The sequence below is a fragment of the Spongiibacter thalassae genome (assembly GCF_012272835.1).
GTDB classification, from domain to species: Bacteria; Pseudomonadota; Gammaproteobacteria; order Pseudomonadales; family Spongiibacteraceae; genus Spongiibacter; species Spongiibacter thalassae.
This window is the reverse complement of sequence record NZ_JAAWWK010000001.1, coordinates 939,613-961,404: the sequence shown is the minus strand read 5'-3', so window position 1 is coordinate 961,404 and position 21,792 is coordinate 939,613. Positions and strand designations below refer to the sequence as shown.

Below are 21,792 nucleotides of genomic sequence, written 5' to 3'. Positions count from 1 at the left end.
CCCGCTGTATAAACTCAGGCCAGTTCAAATTTTACCGGCAAGGTCGCTGGTCCCCGCGCAAAATAGGAGTCTATCCAGCGCACTTCCTCAGAATTTTGCAGTGGCTCTAACTTCTTGAATCTGTCAAACAGTTTATTCACCGCAACGGCGGCTTCGAACTTACTCAAGAAGCTGCCCATGCAGAAATGCGGCCCCTGCCCAAAGGTACAGCTACCGCGGGTGTCCCGCGTAATATCAAAAACATTGGGATCGGGAAATTTTTCGGGGTCACGGTTTGCACTACCCAGCAGCGGCATCACCATGGTGCCTGCCGGAATAGTCACTCCACCAAGAATCACTTCACGTGTTGTGTGGCGAAACAGACTTTGCACTGGTGGCTGCCAGCGTAACTGCTCTTCCAATAGTTTTGGCACGAGACTGCGATCTGCTCGCGCAGCTTCAAAAGCTTCGGGATGGTCAAAATAACCGGCAAACAGCCCGCCCAAAAGATTAGTCGTGGTTTCGGTGCCGCCAATCAGCAGCAGAATGGCCAGATTAATAACTTCCAGCTTGCTCAGCCGTTCGCCATTAACCTCCGCCTTGATAAAGGAGCTGATCATATCGTCGCCGGGATTGGCTGTGCGGGCATCGACGATTTCGCTGAAGTATGCGCGAAGACTGTCAGAGGCGTGTTTTATCTCTGCCAAACGAGCATCGTCATAAACGGCGCGATTGGAGGCCGCCAACAGGTTGTCTACCCAGTGTTTAAAGTCGAGCCTGAGCGATCGGTCTATTCCCAGCATTTCCGCGATAACGCTCACCGGAAACAGCGCGGCGAAATCCCAGGCCATATCAAAAGTATTGTCCTTGGATACTGAAATAGCATGCTCGACAAGGTCGTCGCTGATCTGTCCTATTTTTTCCTCAAGCTTTTTCAGTTCCCGGGGCAGAAAGGCCTTCTGTGCCAGAGTACGGGTGCGCAAATGGTCCGGAGGATCCAGAGATATCATCGGCTGCACTTCCGGCGCGGGGTCGTATTCCCCCAACAAGATCGGCCAGAACTTTGAAGAGGAATAGGTCTCTGCCTCCGTCAACACAGTGATAATGTCGTCAAAACCCGCGACACAGAATCCCTGCATGGATTCTGACCAGATAACCGGTGCCTTGGCCCGCAACTCGTCGTAATAGGGATAGGGGTTCTGCTGAAAATCGGGGTTCATAGGGTCAAATTGCATGGTAATACCTCTGGCTCGACGGCGCTTAAGCCCAATCCGTGAAACAATCTTCGCTGACGAAATCGCGAAGAACCTGTTTACAACTCAAAGCTGAAGCTGCTACGCCGACACGGCCTGTTTGTTATTGGTTGACGATGCCGAGCTGACGGAATATTCGCAAAAGATCGCAGATACTTTCTTCGCGGATAATCTTGCCGTCTTCGTTCCATTCCATCAGCGTCATGCCACGGGTTTCAGTTTCCTTGCCCGCGGCGGGCAGGCCGAGAAAGTCCCCCGCGTGCTTCGACTTCCAAGTCCACTGGAAGCAGCCCCGGCGTTCGTCACCAGCGTAATCGAAGACATCGAAGTAATCGTATTTCACTTCGGGCTCGCTATTATCGAAAATTGCGTGGAAGTTCTTTAAAGCTTCCAGATCATTCTGTATTTCGATCTGCATATTGATGTCGATAAAGTAAAAATCCGGCGCATAGAGGCTAATCAATTCATCGCCTTTGCGATCGAACAGTTTGATCCAGTACTGAACCCAGTCTTTATTCATGCTGTTGCTCCTGTCGTTTATTGTTAATGTGTTTTCAGTCTAACTGAAGCACCCCAGCAATGAAGGGCCGCCGGGGCCAGTGGAGTGCCGTTGCGGACAAAGGCATCTATTTCAACAGGAAACCACCATCCAGTGCGGTGATCTGACCACTGACAAAGGCACCTGCGCGGCTGCACAGATAGATGCAAAAGCCACCAACATCCTCGCCGCTGCCCAGTCGCCCTCTGGGGGTCGCCTCCACAATGGTCTGCTGCAAGCCCGGTTGCGCAGCAAAAAAGCCCTCGGTCATGTCACTGGGAAAATAGCCCGGTGCAATGGCGTTAACGGTAATATGCTGGGCACTAAGATCGCTGGCCAAGGTGCGGGTCAATTGATGCAAGCCCGCCTTGCTGGCACCGTAGGCGTAGGCCATATTGCTACCCCCCATAATCCCTGCGATAGAGCCGATATTGATAACCCGTGCAGGATCCTCCGCATCGCCCGCGGAAATCATTAAGGGCAACAACATCTGCACCAACATAAAGGGAGTTCGCAGATTCAGGGCCATTATTGAGTCCCATTCTTCGCAGCCCACATCCTCCAGTGGCCCAGCGGCAAAGCTGCCCGCGTTGTTTACCAGAATATGCAGCTTCTCCTCCCTGCGCTCGAATTGTGCGACAAGCTCATCAAGGCCGGAATCACTGGATAAGTCGCAGGGAATACCAATATGCCCCGATGAGTCATCGGCGGAGCGGGAGGCAACATAGACCCTGGCACCGGCCTCAGCCAGCGCATCGGCAATCATTTTGCCGACCCCCTTGTGCCCACCGGTCACCAGCGCGACCTTGCCTTCAAGCCCAAACAATCTTGTCAGATAGGCATTGTTCACGGTTACACCCTCTTTATTTTTTTATATTCAGCACTTTGAGATTACAGAACTCCAGAAGTCCTTCCCGACCGGCTTCAACCCCCAGGCCAGAGCACTTGGTTGTGGGAAAGGGAACCGACGGGTCGATAGCGCAGTGCTGGTTCACCCACACGGTGCCTGCCTCGAGTCGAGCAGCAATCCTCTGTGCCGCGCTGGAGTCGGCAGACCACACCGAAGCACCGAGTCCGTAGGGAGAGGCATTGGCCCGCCTCACCGCGTCATCTACATCGCTGTATTTAATGATTGGCAGAATCGGTCCAAAGGGCTCCTCATCGACCAGTGGATGGCCATCACTGACATCCCGGACCAGAGTCGGAGTGATAAAATAGCCCTTGCCATCGGGCACCTCCCCTCCACAGATAATTGTGCCGCTGCGGCGCGCTTCCTCCAAAAAACCTTTAACCTTGTCAAATTGCGCCGCGTTCTGAATTGGGCCGAACTGAACATCAGGGTCCAGACCATTGCCCGTTTTGGCCTGGGAGAGTCCCGCAGCTAGCACTTCGCAAATTTCATCATAGCGAGACTCAGGCACATACAGGCGCTTGATAACCGCACAGATTTGCGCACTGTTAAAAAAGGCGCCGAATATCAGATCAGGGGCGATTGCTGCGATATCCACATCCGGCAGCAGGATTGCAGCGTCATTACCACTCAACTCCAGCGAGACCTTTTTCAGCTGCTCGGCCGCCGCGCTTAATATTTTCCGCCCAGTAACCGTAGAACCGGTGAACGCTACCTTAGCGACCTTAGGATGAGCCACCAGCGCGGCACCCAAGTCGTTCTGATCGGTGATTATATTGACCACCCCCGACGGAAATATGTCTGCCATCAACTCACCCAGTAACAGGGTAGACAGGGGCGTGGTCGGCGCGGGCTTCAGCACTATACTGTTACCTGCCAATACCGCTGGGGCCAGCTTGTTAATTGCCAAATACAGGGGCGCATTCCACGGCAAAATCGCGGCAACAACACCCAAGGGCACCCGCTGCACCTCTACCCGCATCGCCTCGTCATCCAGCAACACCTCATTATCCAGGCGCTGCTCGCTGTAGTAAGCACAACTTTTCTGCACCAATTGCGCCTCGAAATGCGCCAGGGGAAGTGGTCGCCCCACTTCCAAGGTGATTAGCCTGGCAATATCCGCCTCGCGGGCGGCGACCCTTTCACCGAGGGCACGCAGGCAGGCTGCGCGCTCAGCCAACGGAGTCGCCGCCCAGCCCAACTGAGCCTGGGCTGCCGCCGCAACCGCCTTCTCAAGTTGTGTTGCATCGGCCACCGGGCTGGCGCTGATAACCGACTCGTCTGCGGGATTGATGACATCGACCTGACATTTGCCGTCTACGAGCTTTCCGTCGATGAGTAGTTTGTAAGACATGGTGTCCCCTGCATCGTGATTATTGTTAAAAGTATGTTCCGTGCAAGGTAGCGGAACCCGGCCATTCACCCAAGGGCAGAGTGACTCGTAAGATAGCGATCCGTGCCAATTAAGGCACACAGGGGCAGATGAAAGGCCACGCACCAGCCGGACAGCAAGGCGGCAGGCACCGCGAAGCGCTGTGCGCTACGATGGGAGGGGGAATCTCGATAATTAGTATGATTCGGTGCGACGCAACCACGTCGCCCAAGAGGTGGCTAAAACTGATTCAGTACGCCGACTCGCTACTGACAAGATGCTCGATAATCTTATCCAGCGTTTCAACGGTTTCCCCAAGGGCCTCGCGGTCGACAGGGAAAGGCCATTTTTTGGTGAGCTTATTGTGCTGCTCCAGCGCGTACTCGTAGGCTTCCTCGCCCTTGGGGGTCAGGCTGACCAGGCGCGAGCCGCGGTGATAGGGGTTTTCGGCATATTGGAGGAAGCCGTCCTTCACCAACTTGTTCACCATCCGCCCAACGCCCTGTCGGGTCTGCCCGACCTCCTCTGCAAGGCGGGATGCGGTAATCGGACCGCCGTGCCTAACGATCGTCGCCAGCAATAAGCTGCCCGCCCGGGTCGGCGCATCCTCGCGCAGCTGGTAGTCCGCTGCACGCAGTAGCAAGCCGTTGAGCTTGAATATCTTTACTCGAAATTCGGTCGCCAATTCTTCCTCGGATTTTTCCTGCTGCCTGTCCATTGCATCCCGCCCATGTTCGCTGTGGGCGCATTATACCGATTCGCTTCACCGATAACGAACATGTCCACTTGACACCAAATGTAAACATATTTACATTTTAATCATTATATTAATTAAGGTGTTTACAATGACCAAGCCTCAGCCCTCCTTCAGCAGCGATACTTACCACCAACAGGCCCTCGTTGCCCTGGCCGACGCCGACCGTTCCGCCGCATTAGCCCCGGAATTGACCATCGATGGCCCCCATACCATGGCCGACGTCACACCCGAGTGGATTGAGCAGTCGATGGCCACCAATATCGACGGCGCCGCCTTGGTGAAAATGCACCCCGCCGATGAACACAGTGGCATGACCAGCCGCGTCAAATGGCAGCTCGAATGGAACCCCGCCGGTCAGCAGGCCGGACTGCCCACCACTGTATTTGTTAAATCCACCCCGGCCGAACCGGCCCACCGGGAGATGCTGAGCGTGCTGCATATGCACGATGCAGAGGTGAACTTCTATTTGGGCCTACAGCCCGAACTGAGCGATATCGCACCCAAAATCTGGTACGGCAAGGCCTACGCCGGAGGGCGTTTCTTGCTCGCAATGGAAGACCTCGAAGCCAGCGGCAGCAAACCTTTCTGGCTAAAAGACCAGGTAGGTATTGAGCATATGACAGCCGTCGCAACATCGCTGGCGATACTGCACAGCCGCTACTGGGAGTCACCGCGCCTGCAAACAGACCTGGCCTGGGCCCGCCCCCGCACCTGCCGCTTTGGCTGGCCCTGGCTTAATGATATGACCAAGCAAGTTCGCGGAGCCTTTATGGGAATGGCGAATAACACTGTACTGCCAGACTCCGCCCGCGAAGTGCTCGCGCTGTGGCAGCAACACGCCGATACCGCCTTTGATTATTTCGACACCCTGCCCCGCACCGTACTCCACGGCGACTCACACGTGGGCAACACCTACCGCAAAGCCGATGGCAGCGCTGGCCTGTTTGATTGGCAGGTAGTGTTCAGCGGCCACGGACTCCGCGACCTCGCCTATTTTTTGCATTCTGCTATGTCTGAGGAGGAGCGTCTGGAGCACGAGCAGTCGGTGTTTGACCACTACTTAAGCGAAATGGCCGCACGCGGTATCAAGCTGGACCGGGACACCTGCTGGAACCTCTACTGCCTGTTCGTGTTGGACAGATGGGATGCAGCGATTACCGCCTTTGTTCACGGCAGTTACAACCATGATCGAGAGGCCCAGCTGCGCGGACTGCAAGCAACCCGCGGTTGTATACAGCAACACAATATTGGTGATCGTTTGCTACAGCTTGTGCGCTGAACCGCCCGTTCACTGATCGTCGCAACAGATACGAGAAAAAATATAATGAACCTTCTGTGTAAAAAAGCTTCGTGTAAAAAAGCTCTGTGTAAAAAAACCGTGCTGGCCATAGCGATTGCTATGGCCGCCGAGCAATCCCTGGCTGCACTCGAAGAGGTAGTGGTTACGGCCCGAAGAAAAGCCGAAAACCTGCAAGACGTTCCTGCGGCGGTCACCAATTTTGGTGCCGAATCACTGCAGGACGCGGCCATTCAGGACATTAGCGGCATTGCCAATGTCACCCCGAGTTTGGTCTTTTCCAGTGCCAACGGCGCCAGCATAAACCCGATTATTTCACTGCGCGGACAGGTGCAGAACGACCCCTCGGTAATTACCCTTGACCCATCAGTGGGGGTATATCTGGACGAGGTGTATCTGGGCCGCGCCCCGGGTTCTCTGCTGGACATGTTCGATGTGGCTCGGGTTGAGGTGCTAAAAGGACCCCAGGGCACGCTCTACGGTCGCAATACTACCGGAGGGGCGCTCAAGGTGATTCCCAACAAAGCCGAGCCGGGTGGCGAAACCGGTGGCTTCTTGCGCGTGATGGCGGGGAACTATGGCGCCCTTCACCGGGAGGGCGCTATCAATATTCCGCTGGGAGAAACCCTGGCAGCGCGTTTAAGCTACTCTCTGCGGGAACGGAACGGTCATGCCAATGCCACCCTCGTCGCCCAGGATGACCCCGAGCAGGTTATCGGCCACTCCACGCCCGGCGGTAAAGATACCGAAGGCTACCGCGCCAATATTTTGTGGGACGCCAGCAATAACCTCACTCTGGAGCTGGGCTACGACTACAGCGACACCCGCACCAATGGCACCCCCTCCTACGATCAGGCCGGAGACCGTGCCCGCACTAACGCCGCCGGTGCCTTGTCGGAATACCAGCGTTCCTCCGATGATTTTTACAGTTACTGGACTGATGTACCCTCCCGCGCCCGCGCCACCACCGAGGGCACCTACCTGAAGGGCATCTACGATTCCTCCGCTGGAGAATTCAAAGCGATCTATGCCCTGCGTGACCTGGACTTCCCCTTTCTTGTCGATGCCGATGGCACCAGCGCGAAGGGCGTGATTCAGGACGCCCACCAGACCGCTGAACAAACCTCACTGGAGTTACAGTATTCCAATAGTTTTTTTGACGACCGGGTTTCATTGGTTTTTGGTTACTACGACTTTGAGGAAAGCGGCGGCGACGAATTCACTACCTACGCCTCGGAAGTTGTTGCAGCCGCCCTGGGCTTTCCCGCCCCTCCCGCTATACCACCAGGCAGCGTTCCGCTGCTCGACCAATACGGCGACGCCTACTTTGAAAACACCAGCGAATCCTTCTTTTTTCAGCTGAGTGTTGATCTGCTGGACAATCTTTCGGTCACCGTTGGCGCTCGGGATGTTACCGAAACCAAGTTGCTGGATCTGGACACCCGGGACACCGGGCTGGCCAATGACCTGCTCGGCCCCGACAGTAATGCCGTTGCAATCGCCGCGGGCACCCAGACCGACAACTGTCCCTACGCACCTGATGCACCGGGCGTCACCAACGACGGCGAGTCCTGTAATTTCAATCAGTCAACTGACTACGAATACAAGGTATGGACCTTATCTGCCGATTGGAGTCTGTCAGACACCACGATGTTGTACCTTAAAAAATCCCGGGGCGCCCGCAGCGGTGGCCAGAACTTCCGTGGGCGAAACGCAGAAACCCTCGTGCCTTTTGACCCGGAATTTGTCGTGGATCTCGAGGCCGGCCTGAAAACCGACTTTTTCGACAACCGCGTTCGCCTGAACCTTGCGACCTACCACAGTGATTACTGCGCCATTCAGTTTTCCAATGTGGTGGAAATTTCTACCTTTGTGGAAAACCTCGGAGATGCCACCATTGACGGTAGCGAACTGGAACTCACGGTTTCGATGTCGGACAACTTCACGGTGATAGCCACCGGCACACTGCTCAATTTTGAATACGATGACGAATCGAAAGAAGGGCCCTATGCACCGAATAAAAAGGCGTCGCTATCCCTTAACTACAAACACCCCTTTCACTGGGGCGAAATCGGCAGCGCACTGAACTACTCCTATTCCGCGAAAACCGCGCTGGACAACGATGCCAATGCCTTCCGCCACAACCCCTATCACAGCCAGGAAGCCGTGTCTTTCGTCAGCACAACGGCTTATGTGAACCTAACCGAACTCGACCTGCGCATAGGGCTGTTTGTGACCAACCTCACCGACGAGGAAACCTATGCCAATATTATCCCCTCCTTCCTCGATGCCGACCCGACAACCGGCGGCACGACGACCCTGGGGGAACCGAGGCGGTTTGGGGTAGAAGCGACCTGGCAGTTTACCTTGTAGCCGAGGAGCGGAGAGAAATCCGGGGCGCGCAGCCAATGGAAAAGCCTGAGCCCGACAACAGGCTCAGTTACCGTTGAGCTAACTGATCGCGCTAAAGGCGCTGCCCCAGCAACAACTTTTGCACGTCGCCGCCACAACGCAACGCCGCCACAAGAATATAGATCAGGCTGACCAGTCCGCCGCCCAACACACAGGCGACACCGGTCACTATACCCAGTGCAGAAAAACGCGCACGCCATGCGACCCATAGCCCCATCAACAGCAGGTGGGCGAAGAAATCCACATTGAACTGGGCTCTCCAGTTCAGTTGCTGTATATCACTGACAAATACCTGGCCCGCCGCCATACCCTGCTCGGCAAAGGCGACGGCGGTCACCGCCGCCACCCCTAGCCAGCACACAACAAGAAAAAATTGAAAGACTTTCATCGTTATTATCCTTGTCCAATTAAGCTTTGCTGCGAGCTCGCCCCGAGGGTCTACTGTGCCTGCCAGTAGTTCAAGCCATCGTCACCAACCTGACACACGCCTTCGGCACCTACCGCTTCGCGGCTGTCGCTGATGAGCAGTGCCAGGGTTTGTGCACAGTTCACCGCTGCCAGATGGCGCTTGCCCGAGGCAACACGGCAGATTACTGTGCCCCGCTCGGGCGCACCGTCGCGGCCGTACCAGACGACGTAGCTTTCAATGGTGGATGTGCCCTCATACTGAGGCAAGACCTCGGGTACATTCCCATAGTTGGCGTCCAACTCGGCCTGCAAATCGAGGTTTTCCACACCACCTGCTACCGGCTGGCCGTAGAGCATCACCGCGTGGTGCTTGGTCACAAATTCGCCATTGCCGTAAAGCAGGCCATTTTCACCGCGTCCGGCGCGTATCGCCCGCACCATGGCAACAATCGCGTGGCCCATGTAATTGTTGACCGGCGCGCCGAAGAAGGTCAGCCCGCCAGTGACTGACAGCGGTTTGTCTCCGCTCAGCCCCAGCGCCTTTTTGGCCAGCTTTGGCACACAGGGGAAGCAGCTGTAAAGCTCAACCAGATCAGGCTCGCCCTCAACACCGTTAATGGCCAGTGTCCGTTGCAGCACCGCCGACATCGCGTGGGCTTCGGTGTAGCCACTGCGGGAAAGAATATCCCTTGGCTCCGCGCCGCCGACACCGCTGCCGATGTAGATCAGTTTGTCCTCAGCAACGCCCAGTGCCATCGCCGTTTCGTAGCTGGTAACAATACAGGCCGAGGCCTGGTTGACCACTGGGTTGGCAATCATCCATTTAGTATAGGGGTGCACGACCATACGGTTTTTTTCCGAGGGCTGGCAAATATCCTCGGCAGACAGGGGCTTGCCCATCCAGGCATTGGGATTTTCCGCTGCCACTGCGGCCATGTTTGCGCCGATCTCGCCGGATTCCCGCTGGGCCTCAGCGTAGCTCTGGCCCCATGCAGCGCGAATCGCGTTGTCATACAGGGGGTAAACATCCACCGGCATATTCAGGCCGTATTTCAGTGCTTCGGGGTGGAAAAAATCGGCTTTTTTCGGGCGCGGTTTGCTTTCAGCCGGGGGCGTCCAATCGGGACGCTGTTGCAGTTTGCCGGCGGCCATCAACGATGCTGTGGCTTCGCCACCGCTAATCACCACCGCCTTTTGCGCACCACTCTGCACCTGTTTTGCCGCTTCGGTAAGATAAAGCGTGGGCATATTGCCACCCACGGGGCTCTCGTCACATTCAGCCCCGGAGATGCCGAGCTTGCCCGCTGCAACACCGGCAATATCTTTATAGGGCCAACCCATCTGATTAATAACCGTAAAGGCACTAATGGTGGATTTAAGGCGCTCAACCTCCACGCCGGCATCGGCAATGGCCTGTTCCGCCGCTGCGGCAATCAAGGCGGCTGGCTCGCGGCCTATGGTGCCCGCTGCCAATTTCTCTGTAATTTCCCCAACGCCAATAATGACGGCCTGATTTTTTATAGAGTCGGACATAATCTGTAGTACCCGTGTTATTAACACCTGTTAGCAGGCTCTGGTTAGTCTTCAGCTTTTCAGTAGTTTTCTGGCGGTGGTTTTGAGCAGTTCCTTGGCCAATACCGTTTCTGCGTAGGCGCCCTCGGGCAGCGCGTCATCTTCCAGCGCCTGAATAAACGCCACTTGCTCAAGCTGCAACTCGCGACCTGCCTCAAGCAAATTGGCGCGCAGGCCATCGGCAGCCTCTGTCAACGCGACAAGATTTTTGTCTGCCATATGTTTAAGTACGTCATCGTCGATGCGGTAACCGCTGATACGCACCATAGCGTCGATTTCGGTGGCACTGCGACCGTCATCAATCGCCAGAATATTCAATGCCGCCATTTCCGCCTCGGTAATTCCCCGCTGGCCCAGCTGCGCCGTGGCGCGCTGCATCAATTGAAAATACACCAGTCCCATGAGGTAGGTCAGGGAGTTGGCCGAGAAGCCCCTGGCCCGCGTGTCGTCAGCCACGGACTCGGGCTTTTTCTTGGGCACCGCCAAGGCGTATTTACCGCCGTGGAAGACCAGCGGTTGGCGGTCAAAATGTTCCAGCTTTTCCACCTGACCCACATAGATTTCGTGGTCGCCACCCTCGTAGCGATAGACGGTTTTGCAGTGGAACACCGCTGAACATCCGTCGAGTATAGGCACATCCCCTACGCCGCGATGGAAGTCAACCTCGGCAAATTTGTCGATACCCTTGGTAGCAAAGCGCTGGGAAAGGGGCTCCTGATCGGCGGCGAGAATATGCACCGCAAAATGCTCAGCACTGTGGTAGGTGGGAAAACTGCCCGCTGACTTGGCCAGACTCCACAACACCATCGGTGGGTCCAGAGAGACGGAATTAAAGCTGTTAACAGTCACACCGGCGTCTTGGCCATCGTTGCGCGTGGTTACCACCGTGACACCGGTGGTGAACGATCCCAGCGCGCTGCGCAATACTTTGGGATCAACAGGATGTGGGGACGTCATAATCTTCTCCTCGAATTAACGGGCAAACAGGGCCAGGGATGCCTGAGCAACCTCGGCGGGAAATTCCTGGTGCATATTGTGGCTGGCACCCTGCAGAACCAGATCGCTGCGGTGCTGATAACAGGCCAGTCTTTCCGCAAGCACATCGTCGTGGCCGGCAAAACACTCACTGACAAAGGAGTCTGTGCCTCTTACCACCAGCACTTTGGCAGAGATGTGACGCAGCAGCTCTTTGACCTGTTCCGGATGGGGATAAATCGGCGCAACCTGTCGCGCTTCAACCTCCGCCCGGGGTACAAAGCCCCCCTCCTCGTCAGCTTGTAAAAAGTGCTCCGCTAAAAAGGCGGCTCTGGTTTGGCTCAGGCGGGGGTTTTGCTGAGTCAGCCGCTCGACAAAGGCCTCACGACTGCTATAGGCCCGGGTTCGCCCCCGGGAGCCGTTTAACCAGCGGGCGACCTGATAGTGCAGTGGCTTGCCAAACTCACCACCGGGCATGGGCGCCAGGCCCTCAAGATTGACGAAGTGACTGACCCGCTCGGCGCGGGCACTGGCGTAGATACTCGACAGGTTCGCGCCCATGCTGTGGGCGATAATTTTCAGTGTTTCGGTCGGGGCATAGTGGCGAATGACCTGTTCCATATCGCCGAGAAAACCAATAAACATGGAGCCGCCGGGGCGCGGCTCCGAGTGGCCATAGCCGCTCCAGTCCGGCGCAATAAAATGCCAATTGCTGTCTTTGGCGAGAATTTCATCCACCACAAACTGCCAGGTTACCGAGGAGTCCATCCAGCCGTGGAACAGAAACACCTTCGGCGCCCCTGCTCGACCCCACTGGCGAATATGGTAGTTCACCCCTCGAATGGGCAGATATTCAGACCAGGACGGACTAAAGGTATTCGCGACCCCGGCGGCGTGAACGCCCCCCATCAGCGAACCTCGTACTTTTTGCCCGCGTTTCGCGCCGCCTCAACATCCAGCTCTGCCGCTGCCTTGGGGTTGCCGATTTCGCACAGACGCAGGGCGTGATTAAGGGCAGCGTCCCGAGGCATATCCAGCCCCTCCCAGATCGCACGCACGGTATATTGGGTGGCCGACGGTGGCTTGGTGGCAATTTTGCTTGCCAATTCATGGGCACGCGCCCACAACTGCTCCCGCTCGACCACCTCAGAGACCAGGTTAATACGCAGAGCCGTAGCGGCTGATACCCGCTCATCGCCCCCCATCAGCGAGATACGCAGCACCTCCTGCAAGGGTACTCGATAGGCCATACCCACAGGCTCAACACCACAGACCATGCCGTAGCTCACATGGGGATCAAAAAACTGGGCGTCTTCTGAACAAATCACGAAGTCGGCCTGATTCAGAAAATAAAAAGCCCCCGCACAGCACAGACCGTGCACCGCGACGATGACTGGCTTCCAGCATTGGTTAGAGCGGGGCCCCAGATAATCACCGGGGTCTTTGACATAAAAGGGGTTGGTAGACTGGTCGGCGCTGATGCCGGCTTTAACATCGGCACCGGTGGAAAAAGCCCGCCCCTCTGCCGCCCTGACCACAACCGCGTGAATGCCGTCGTCGTTCTGTATACGTTGCCAAACTGCCTCGAACTCCTCACACATTTCCAGAGTAAAGGCGTTCAAGGCCTCGGGGCGATTAATGGTGATCGTGGCGACCTTGTCGGCACAGTCAAACAGGATGGTGCGGTAGTCATCGCGAGGCATTCTACAAATCCTTATCGTCTTATTTATTGAGTAACGCGCTGTCGCGCGGCCCGCCAACCACAACCCACTACAAGCTGGAGCGGCAATCCAACAATTTTACACTATCATATAGATGATTTATATCATTGTAGCTGTTATAGTCCAAGCATTACTTTGCCGACCCCCGCCAAATAACAGCGTCCAGCACTATGCAATATGGCACGGGGGGGCCTAATAACAAGCCCGGAACACAGCCTGGAATAGAATAGCGAGACCCTACATGACCCAAGCTTATATTTTCGACCATGTGCGCACCCCGCGCGGTCGTGGCCGTCCTGATGGTGGCCTGCACTCTGTGCCGCCCATCGACCTCGCCGCCCAAACCCTTAAAGCCTTGCAATCCCGCAATAGTCTGGATACCTCTGCCGTTGACGACGTGGTGCTGGGTATTGTCACTCCAGTGGGCGAACAGGGCTGCAACCTGGCCCGCCCGGCCCTGTTAATGGCCGACTACGACCAGTCGGTGTCAGGTATACAGCTCGACCGTGCCTGCTCCTCGGGCTTGGATGCGGTCAACCTCGGTGCTGCGCAAATCATGGCCGGGCAGGCGGGTATGGTCATTGGCGGTGGCGTGGAGTCGATGTCCCGTGTCCCTATGGGCAGTCAGGGGGGCGCCTGGCCCCGCGACCCTGCGGTCATCAGCAAGACCTACTTCGCCCCCCAGGGCATTGGCGCCGACCTGATTGCCACCCGCAGCGGCTTTAGTCGCAGCGATGTCGATCATTACGCATTGGAGAGCCAGCGCCGCGCCAGCCATGCCTGGCAGCAGGGCTATTTCGACAAGTCGGTAATCACCGTGGTCGATGACCTCGGCCTGCCCCTGCTGAGTCGCGACGAACATTTACGTGCTGGGATAAGCCTGGAGGATCTCGGCGCACTGAAACCCGCCTTTGCGGCAATGGGTGAACAGGGCGGCTACAACGCCATCGCCCAGCAAAAGTATCCCGACGTGTTTGCCATTAATCATGTCCACACCGCAGGGAATTCCAGCGGTATTGTTGACGGTGCCAGCGCCGTTTTGCTGGGCAGTGAAGCCTCCGGTAAAGCCGCCGGACTGACACCACGGGCACGGATACGGGCCTTTGCCAGTGTCGGCAGCGAACCCACTATTATGCTGACCGGCCCCGCCGCCGCCAGCCGCAAGGCGCTGAAGAACGCTGGCATGTCACTGGCCGACATCGACCTGTTTGAACTCAACGAAGCCTTCGCCTCAATGGTGCTGGAATATATGCGCGAACTGGATATTCCCCACGACAAGATCAACGTGAACGGCGGCGCGATTGCCATGGGTCACCCACTGGGGGCCACCGGTGCCATGCTGGTGGGCATTGCGCTGGACGAACTGGAACGCCGCAATTTGCAGACCGCGCTGGTTTCCCTCTGTGTCGGTATCGGCATGAGCGTCGCCACCATTATCGAACGCGTGTAACAGAGCCGCAGGTAAACACCATGACTCACGAATTTAACACCCTACGCTATTCCGTAAACGATCAGGGCATTGCCATTCTGTTGATGGACATCCCCGGCAGCAACGCCAACGTAATGGGCGATGCCTTCCGCGACGAACTTTCTGCGGCTATTGATCTGATTTCCACAGACCAGAACATTATCGGTGCGGTGCTCAGCTCAGCAAAAAACGACTTTATGGCCGGTGGCGACCTGAATGCCATGGTCGAACTGTTTGCCGATGTCAGCGACCCCGCCGTGGCACTGGACATCGCCAACAGTATCAAGCCGACACTGCGCAAACTGGAAACCTGCGGCAAGCCGTTTGTCGCCGCAATTAACGGCCCAGCCATGGGTGGCGGCCTGGAATTGGCGCTGGCCTGCCACGCTCGTATTGCCGCCGACTCCGCCAACATCATTATGGGATTGCCGGAGGTTACCCTCGGGCTGATGCCCGGTGCCGGTGGCAGCCAACGCCTGCCACGGATGATCGGCATTCAGAAAGCACTGGAAATCATGCTTCAGGGCCGTCCCTTTAACGCCAGTAAAGCCCTGGAACTCGGCATTATAGACGGCGTTGTGGCCAGCGATTCGCTGGTCGAAGCCGCCTGCCAGAAAATCCTTGACGGTGTTGATGCCCAAAAACCCTGGGACGAAAAGGGCTTTCGCCTGCCCGGAGGCAGCGGCTTTTTCGACCCCGACCTGGGCAACCTTTACAACTACCTGACCACCACAATATGCCGCGACACCCAGCGCAACACTCCCGCGCCGCTGGCCTTGCTGACCGCCGTTGCCCGTGGCACTGCGGTGCCCTTTGACGCGGGCCTGCATATTGAGTCGTGTTACTTCGCCAAACTGATTCTCGACCCTACCGCCCGCAATATGGTGCGCACCCTGTTTGTTAGCAAGGGCGAGCTGGATAAATTGCGCCGTCGGCCCGACAACGTGCCTAAAGCCCGGTTCTCTCGAATAGGCATCCTCGGCAGTGGGCTGATGGGCGGAGGCATCGCCCAGAGTGCCGCCAAGGCGGGAATCGACGTTGTCCTGCTCGACATCAGCGACGAGCAGGCAGCAAAGGGCAAGGCCGTCATCGCCAAGGCTTACGACAAACTTATCAGCAAAGGCAGAATGACCCGGGACAAGGCCGACACCCTGCTAGCCAAAATCACCGCGTCCGGAGACTACCGTCTCCTGGCCGACTGCGAACTGGTTGTGGAAGCGGTTTTTGAAGATGTCGCACTCAAGCAAAAAGTCTTCAACCAGGCCCGGCAGCATATGCCCGCCGATGCCATTCTCGCGTCAAACACCTCCAGCTTACCGATCAGCGAACTGGCCGAAGGCCTGACCGCCGCAAACCGTTTCCTCGGCCTGCACTTTTTTTCACCGGTGGAGCGTATGCCTTTGGTCGAGGTGATTCGCGGCAGCCATACCAGCGATCAAACCCTGGCAGAGGCCCTGGATTTTGTTGCCCTGCTGCGTAAAACCCCGATTATCGTCAACGATTCCCGAGGCTTTTTCACCTCTCGAGTGATTGCGGCCTACCTGCAGGAAGCCTTCGCCATGGTGGCCGAGGGCATTTCCCCTACTCTGATCGACAACATCGCCAAACAGGCGGGCTTTGCCATGGGGCCACTGGCGCTGATTGACGATATCGGTCTGGAGAACGGCTACAAGGCATCCCTTGCGGAACGGGCAGCACTGGGCGAGCACTGGGTGGAACCCGCAGGATTCAAGGTTCAGCAAACCTTCAACGACGCTGGCCGCCTCGGTCGTCGCGCCGCTAAAGGCTTTTACGACTATGTCGACGGTGTGCGCCAACCCTCCACCGCCGTCGCGGCGCTCTACCCTCCTGCCGAAGGCGAGCTGGACTACACTCAAATAAAACACCGCCTGCTCTACGTGCAGGCACTGGAAGCCGCCCGCTGCTTCGAAGAAGGAGTGATTTGCGATGCGGCCGAAGGCGATGTCGGCGGAATTCTCGGCATCGGTTTTCCCAGCTATACCGGCGGCGTGTTCTCGTTGATTGACACCCTCGGCCCGAATCGATTTGTGGCTGAGCTGGACCAGTTGGCCGACACCGTGGGCGAGCGCTTCCGCCCCAGTCAATGGCTGCGCGACCGCGCTGAGAACGGCAGCAAATTTTACGCATAACCGGCGGCGCCTCCAGTGGGCGCGACTACACATAATATTGGGAGATACCGATGAAAGCCTTGGACATACAGCCCCCTGCGGCGATGCAGGAAGAAGAAATCAATATGTTTTCAGACGCCGCCAGTCGCTTTTTCGAACGCCACGTCACCCAGGAAGTGGCCGAGCGGTGGCGCAGCCAGCACTACTGCGACCGCGACATTTGGCTGAAAGCAGGCCAAGCGGGTTTGCTGTGCACCATGATGCCGGAAGAATACGGCGGTAGCGGCGGCGACTTTCGCCATGAAGTCGTCATTATCGAGCAGCTGTTTCGTCACGACGCCAACGGCATGGGGATTACCCTGCAAAACGCTATTCTCGCGCCTTATATTCTGTTGCACGGCACCGAGGAGCAAAAACAACGCTGGCTGCCGGGCCTGGCCAGCGGCGAACTGATCGGCGCCATCGCCATGACTGAACCCGGCGCGGGCTCCGACCTGGCAGGTGTACGCACCACGGCTAAAAAAGACGGCGACGGCTATCTCATCAATGGGCAGAAAACCTTTATCTCCAACGGTTCCCAGGCCAACCTGATTTGTGTGGTGACCAAAACTGATACCAACGCCGGTAACAAGGGCGTGTCATTGATGATGGTTGAAACCGACAAGGTTGAGGGCTTTCGTCGTGGCCGTATTCTCGACAAAGTCGGCTGTGAAGCCGCCGACACCTCCGAGCTGTTTTTTGAAGACGTGCGCGTACCCGCCGACAATCTGCTTGGCGGAGTGGAGGGCAAGGGGTTTGGCCAACTGATGGCCGAGCTACCCAAGGAGCGGCTCATCATAGCCCTGCAAAGTGTGTACGCCATCGACGAGGCATTGGCAGCCACCATCGAATACACCAAAGACCGCAAGCTGTTTGGCCAAACGGTGATGGATTTCCAGAACACCCAATTCAAACTGGCCGAGTGTAAAACCCTCGGCACGGTCACTGCGGTGTTTGTGTTCCACTGTTTGGAGTTATTGCTCCAGGGCAAGCTCGACAACAATCTGTCGGCCATGGCAAAACTCCACGCCTCGGAAGCCCAGGGCAAGATTATCGACGAGTGCCTGCAATTGTTCGGTGGCTACGGCTATATCAACGAGTATCCCATTGCCCGCCTCTATCGCGATGCGCGAGGTCAGCGTTTGTGGGGCGGCACCAGCGAAATAATGAAAGTCCTGATCGCCCGTTCGCTGTAACCGGCTTGTAGATGTTCCTGTTTGATTAGGAGTTGCTTTAACGACTGTTCCAGCCCATGTTCCCGATAACCTGGTTTACCCGTTCAATCACAACACCGACGCTGGCCTGCTGAGTGACCCACAGGCCCGCTTCACGGAACTGGCACAGAAGTTCCCCAACGGACTGTTTTACAGTCCGGAGATGGGCAGCCCCATCATTTGCATAAACACGGTGACGGGCAGCACTTCGGCAAATTCGTGGACAAAGTCGCAGGATTTCTTCTCAAGAAGATTGTCGATTAGCTGATTGGCCAGTAGGCGAATTTCTCCTTCGAGCTTGCGCATATGTCCGGGACTGAACTGTTTCGCCAGAATTTTGCGCTATTTGGCGTGCTCCGGCGGGTCGATATTAACCGGAATCAAGCGATATCCGCCACCGGTGGGGGGAATGTTAATTTCCTTGCTGGAAAATATCGCCGCTTCGTTAGCAACCGTGGTGTAGGTGGTGTAGTTGGTCGTTACCCAAAAGCTGCCACTGAACCGCATCGACGAATTTCGTGAATGGGCCATGATCGCCCTGACGGAAACCGATCAGAACGTACGCCTGCCGGTGTTGATGAATATCGTCGGCTTTATGACAGAAAGCCTGCAAGCGCGGCAAGCCACACCTGAAGACGACCTGATTAGTACCATCATTCATGCCGAGGTCGATGGCCGCCCTATTACCATGGAAGAAGCCCAGGCCTTTTGTCTGCTGCTGTTCCTTGCCGGCCTCGACACAGTCGTTAACGCTATGTCCTTTGGAGTAAGGCACCTTGCACATAACCCTGACATGCAAAAGTCCCTGCGCGACAACCCTGATATTGCACCCGCCTTTGTCGAGGAATCACTGCGCCGCTATTCCTTCGTTAATATCGGCCGAATCCTGACCTGTGACTATGAGCTGAATGGCCAGATATTGAAGGCTGGCGAAATGGTGCTCGCTCCGCAAATTCCGGCGAACCTCGACCCCAGTGCCTTTGACGAGCCCACAGCTTTCAAACTCGACAGAAAGGGCAGCAACCGCCATGTGGCGTTAAACACTGGCCCGCACAATTGCCTGGGCGCCCATCTCGCGCGCATCGAATTGGCTCTGACTTACCAGGAATTTTGCAAACGCATGCCGGAGTTCAGCGAAGACCCCGACACGACGCCCACACTGGCCGCAGGCCCGGTAATGGGTATGCGCAACCTGCAACTTAACTGGTAACTGCTTACAAATACTATTTATGAATACAACATCACTTAATAGACCCCAACAATAATACAACCATATTAGAGGCTTCTTCGATGAAAACGGTCACCACCCCTCCCCGCTTCGGGGAAAAACGCAGTATTGGACGTAAAAGCGTGCTGGCGGCGTCGCTTGCTGTCACAGTAAATAGCGCGCCGCTACACGCGGCGATGCTCGAGGAGGTTGTGGTCACGGCCCGCCGCTCGGCGGAAAACCTGCAGGATGTTCCCGCTGCGGTGACCAACTTCGGCGGCGAGGCGCTGCAAGACAGTGGTATCAGCGACCTGAGTGGTATCGCCAACATCACCCCCAGCCTGGTTTTCGCTCCCAGCCCCGGTGTAGGGGTTAACCCGCAGGTTGCGATACGCGGTCAGGTACAAAACGACGCGACGGTATTGACCGTCGATCCCGCCGTGGGGATTTATCTCGACGAGGTCTATCTGGGACGCTCCCCGGGATCGTTACTGGATATGTTCGATGTTGCGCGGGTGGAAGTATTGAAGGGGCCGCAAGGGACTCTCTATGGCCGCAATACCACCGGGGGCGCATTAAAGGTCATTCCGAACAAGGCCGAACCGGGTGGAGAATGGGCGGGCTTCCTGCGGGGTATGGTGGGCAACTTTGGGCAATTGCACACCGAAGGGGCGATGAATATGCCCATCACCGACAGTTTCGCCGCTCGCCTTAGCCTGTCACGGCGCAATCAGGACGGATACGGCAACGCTACCGTGGTAGACGCTAACGACCCGGAAACCATCATCGGCGAATTTCAGCCGGGTGAGAAAAATACCGATAGCCTCCGTGTCAATTTGCTCTGGGACGTCACCGACAATGGCGTGCTCGAACTTGGCTTTGATTCGACCGAAACCGGCACCAATGGCGCGCCGAGCTATGACCGAGGCGGCGATCGCGCCCGTGCACCGGCGGGAGTGATCAGCAGTTACGAGCGTTCATCGGACGACCACTACAGCTACTTTACCGATGTGGAAACCAACGCCGACGCGCGGACTGAAGGGGTTTATTTCAAGGGTACTTACAACCTTCCCTGGGCGGAGATCAAAGCGGTGATCGCTCAGCGGGATCTCGACTACAGTTTCACTATTGACCCCGACGGCACCAGCGCCAGAGGTGTTTTCACCGACACTCGGCAACAGGTGAAACAAACCTCCTACGAACTCCAGCTATCGGGCTCCCTTTGGGATGAGCGCATACAGTGGATTATCGGCTACTTTGATTTCGAAGAAGATGGCAATGACAAAACCTACACCTTCGCCTCTGACGTAGTCGCCGGTGCCGCTGTACCGGGTTTACCCTCAGCCATTCAACTACCGGCCACCGGTACAGCCCCGCTGCTGTCGGCAACCGGCGATGCCGATATTCTCAATACCAGTGAATCGGCATTTTTCCAGATGACCTGGGACGCTACAGATACCCTGTCGCTGACCGCAGGTGGCCGCATGATCGAGGAAAACAAGGGGCTGGATATCACCCAGTTCGACACTGGACTGGCCAACGACGCCCTCGGCCCCAACCCAAGCAACGACTGTATCTACGCTGACGACCCCGAAAACGGACAATCGAATGGCACCGATGCGTCCAGCTGTTATTTCCGTCAAGACACGGACTACGAATACAACACCTGGGTGCTCTCTGCCAGCTGGAACGTTACTGACGACGTCATGCTGTACACCAAGAAATCCCGTGGGGTACGTTCCGGCGGACAGAACTTCCGCGGTCGAACCAACGAGACCCTCGTGCCCTTCAACCCCGAGTTTGTCACCGACACTGAAATCGGCTTTAAAGGCGAGTTTTTTGACAGCCGGGTAAGGGTAAACCTTGCCGGTTACTACACCGACTATAAGGACATACAGTTCTCTGACATCGTGGGCATTTCAACCTTTATCCAGAACCTGGGGGATGCCACGATTCAAGGTAGCGAAGCGGAACTGACCGTTGCCGCCACAGACTATATTACGGTTATCGCGACAGGCACCTTAACCAATTTCGAATACGACGACGAAACCCTGCAGGGGCCCTTTGCCCCCCACAAGAAGGCGTCTCTGGCGATCAACTACAAGCATCCTGTCAGCTGGGGTGAGTTTGGCAGCAACCTGTCCTATGCCTATAGCGACAAGGTGCCGCTAGACAACGATGCCAACGCCTATGAAAACAACCCCGCCGTCTCACAGGAGGCCTACGGTCTGCTCGGCTTTACCGCTTACATGGACTTTACCAGCAGCGGGCTTCGCCTCGGGGTGTTTGGCAACAACCTTACCGATGAGGAAACCTTCGGTAACGTAATTCCGTCCTTTGTTTTTGCCGACCCACTGGTAGGTGGTGTGGCCACGACCGGAGCACCGCGCATGTACGGGCTGGACATTACCTATCGTTTCGGATTGTAGCGACAGAGGGGGCGTCCCTCGGGCGCCCCGTTATGTGATCCAGATCATTCAAAATGCCGTCCGGCGAAAAGTTCGCCGGACGTAATCGGCCAGGAATAAAGTCTATATGGCC

The 21,792-nt window shown here is 56.6% G+C and carries 19 protein-coding genes; 7 read left to right on the top strand and 12 right to left on the bottom strand.

Going from position 1 to position 21,792, the window contains the following annotated elements; genetic code table 11:
- Positions 1-14 precede the first annotated feature (14 nt).
- The 5 genes from HCU74_RS03960 to HCU74_RS03940 form a co-directional block, all read right to left on the bottom strand.
- Complete coding sequence (locus tag HCU74_RS03960) at positions 15-1,214, bottom strand: cytochrome P450 (protein ID WP_168449087.1); 1,200 nt, start codon at positions 1,212-1,214, stop codon at positions 15-17.
- Positions 1,215-1,335: 121 nt separating this feature from the next.
- On the bottom strand, positions 1,336-1,752 hold the full coding sequence (locus tag HCU74_RS03955; protein ID WP_168449086.1) for an ester cyclase: 417 nt from the start codon (positions 1,750-1,752) through the stop codon (positions 1,336-1,338).
- 106 nt (positions 1,753-1,858) lie between these two features.
- A complete protein-coding gene (locus HCU74_RS03950; protein ID WP_210425093.1) occupies positions 1,859-2,620 on the bottom strand; it encodes an SDR family oxidoreductase in 762 nt (253 codons plus the stop codon).
- Between the two features lie 13 nt (positions 2,621-2,633).
- Positions 2,634-4,034, bottom strand: a complete 1,401-nt coding sequence (locus HCU74_RS03945) for an aldehyde dehydrogenase family protein (protein WP_168449085.1) — start codon at positions 4,032-4,034, stop codon at positions 2,634-2,636.
- A 268-nt stretch (positions 4,035-4,302) separates the two neighbouring features.
- Complete coding sequence (locus tag HCU74_RS03940; protein ID WP_168449084.1) at positions 4,303-4,770, bottom strand: MarR family winged helix-turn-helix transcriptional regulator; 468 nt, start codon at positions 4,768-4,770, stop codon at positions 4,303-4,305.
- 127 nt (positions 4,771-4,897) lie between these two features.
- On the opposite strand from HCU74_RS03940, the gene HCU74_RS03935 reads away from it, so the two are divergent.
- Complete coding sequence (locus HCU74_RS03935) at positions 4,898-6,088, top strand: phosphotransferase (protein WP_168449083.1); 1,191 nt, start codon at positions 4,898-4,900, stop codon at positions 6,086-6,088.
- A gap of 45 nt (positions 6,089-6,133) precedes the next feature.
- A complete protein-coding gene (locus tag HCU74_RS03930) occupies positions 6,134-8,479 on the top strand; it encodes a TonB-dependent receptor (protein ID WP_168449082.1) in 2,346 nt (781 codons plus the stop codon).
- Positions 8,480-8,570: 91 nt separating this feature from the next.
- On the opposite strand, the gene HCU74_RS03925 is transcribed toward HCU74_RS03930, so the two are convergent.
- The 5 genes from HCU74_RS03925 to HCU74_RS03905 are packed head-to-tail and all read right to left on the bottom strand — an operon-like array spanning position 8,571 to position 13,176.
- Positions 8,571-8,906 (bottom strand): hypothetical protein, encoded by a 336-nt coding sequence (locus HCU74_RS03925; RefSeq protein ID WP_168449081.1) that lies wholly within the window; start codon positions 8,904-8,906, stop codon positions 8,571-8,573.
- A gap of 50 nt (positions 8,907-8,956) precedes the next feature.
- Positions 8,957-10,459: an acetyl-CoA acetyltransferase gene (locus HCU74_RS03920; RefSeq protein WP_168449080.1), complete on the bottom strand. Its 1,503-nt coding sequence runs from the start codon at positions 10,457-10,459 to the stop codon at positions 8,957-8,959.
- Between the two features lie 51 nt (positions 10,460-10,510).
- Positions 10,511-11,455 (bottom strand): flavin reductase family protein, encoded by a 945-nt coding sequence (locus tag HCU74_RS03915; protein ID WP_168449079.1) that lies wholly within the window; start codon positions 11,453-11,455, stop codon positions 10,511-10,513.
- Positions 11,456-11,470: 15 nt separating this feature from the next.
- A complete protein-coding gene (locus tag HCU74_RS03910) occupies positions 11,471-12,382 on the bottom strand; it encodes an alpha/beta fold hydrolase (protein WP_168449078.1) in 912 nt (303 codons plus the stop codon).
- Positions 12,382-13,176: an enoyl-CoA hydratase/isomerase family protein gene (locus HCU74_RS03905; protein WP_168449077.1), complete on the bottom strand. Its 795-nt coding sequence runs from the start codon at positions 13,174-13,176 to the stop codon at positions 12,382-12,384. Before HCU74_RS03905 ends, HCU74_RS03910 begins: the two co-directional genes overlap by 1 nt.
- 259 nt (positions 13,177-13,435) lie before the next feature.
- On the opposite strand from HCU74_RS03905, the gene HCU74_RS03900 reads away from it, so the two are divergent.
- From HCU74_RS03900 to HCU74_RS03890, 3 genes are read left to right on the top strand one after another with little or no spacing between them, the layout of a single operon-like run.
- Positions 13,436-14,644 carry an acetyl-CoA C-acetyltransferase gene (locus tag HCU74_RS03900; RefSeq protein WP_168449076.1) on the top strand — a complete coding sequence of 403 codons (1,209 nt, stop codon included), beginning with the start codon at positions 13,436-13,438 and terminating at the stop codon, positions 14,642-14,644.
- Positions 14,645-14,664: 20 nt separating this feature from the next.
- Positions 14,665-16,812 carry a 3-hydroxyacyl-CoA dehydrogenase NAD-binding domain-containing protein gene (locus tag HCU74_RS03895; protein ID WP_168449075.1) on the top strand — a complete coding sequence of 716 codons (2,148 nt, stop codon included), beginning with the start codon at positions 14,665-14,667 and terminating at the stop codon, positions 16,810-16,812.
- Positions 16,813-16,862: 50 nt separating this feature from the next.
- Positions 16,863-18,026: an acyl-CoA dehydrogenase family protein gene (locus HCU74_RS03890; protein WP_168449074.1), complete on the top strand. Its 1,164-nt coding sequence runs from the start codon at positions 16,863-16,865 to the stop codon at positions 18,024-18,026.
- 168 nt (positions 18,027-18,194) lie between these two features.
- Here the strand turns inward: HCU74_RS03890 and HCU74_RS03885 are convergent, their stop codons facing one another.
- Together HCU74_RS03885 and HCU74_RS03880 are read right to left on the bottom strand one after the other, a co-directional pair.
- Entirely contained in the window at positions 18,195-18,350 is a 156-nt protein-coding gene (locus HCU74_RS03885; protein WP_168449073.1) for a hypothetical protein, read from the bottom strand.
- A gap of 36 nt (positions 18,351-18,386) precedes the next feature.
- Positions 18,387-18,575, bottom strand: a complete 189-nt coding sequence (locus HCU74_RS03880) for a hypothetical protein (RefSeq protein ID WP_168449072.1) — start codon at positions 18,573-18,575, stop codon at positions 18,387-18,389.
- Here HCU74_RS03880 and HCU74_RS03875 point away from each other — a divergent pair.
- Together HCU74_RS03875 and HCU74_RS03870 are read left to right on the top strand one after the other, a co-directional pair.
- A complete protein-coding gene (locus HCU74_RS03875) occupies positions 18,574-19,254 on the top strand; it encodes a cytochrome P450 (RefSeq protein ID WP_168449071.1) in 681 nt (226 codons plus the stop codon). The two genes, HCU74_RS03880 and HCU74_RS03875, sit on opposite strands and share 2 nt — an antisense overlap.
- Positions 19,255-19,334: 80 nt before the next feature.
- Entirely contained in the window at positions 19,335-21,680 is a 2,346-nt protein-coding gene (locus tag HCU74_RS03870; protein WP_168449070.1) for a TonB-dependent receptor, read from the top strand.
- Positions 21,681-21,792: the final 112 nt, after the last annotated feature.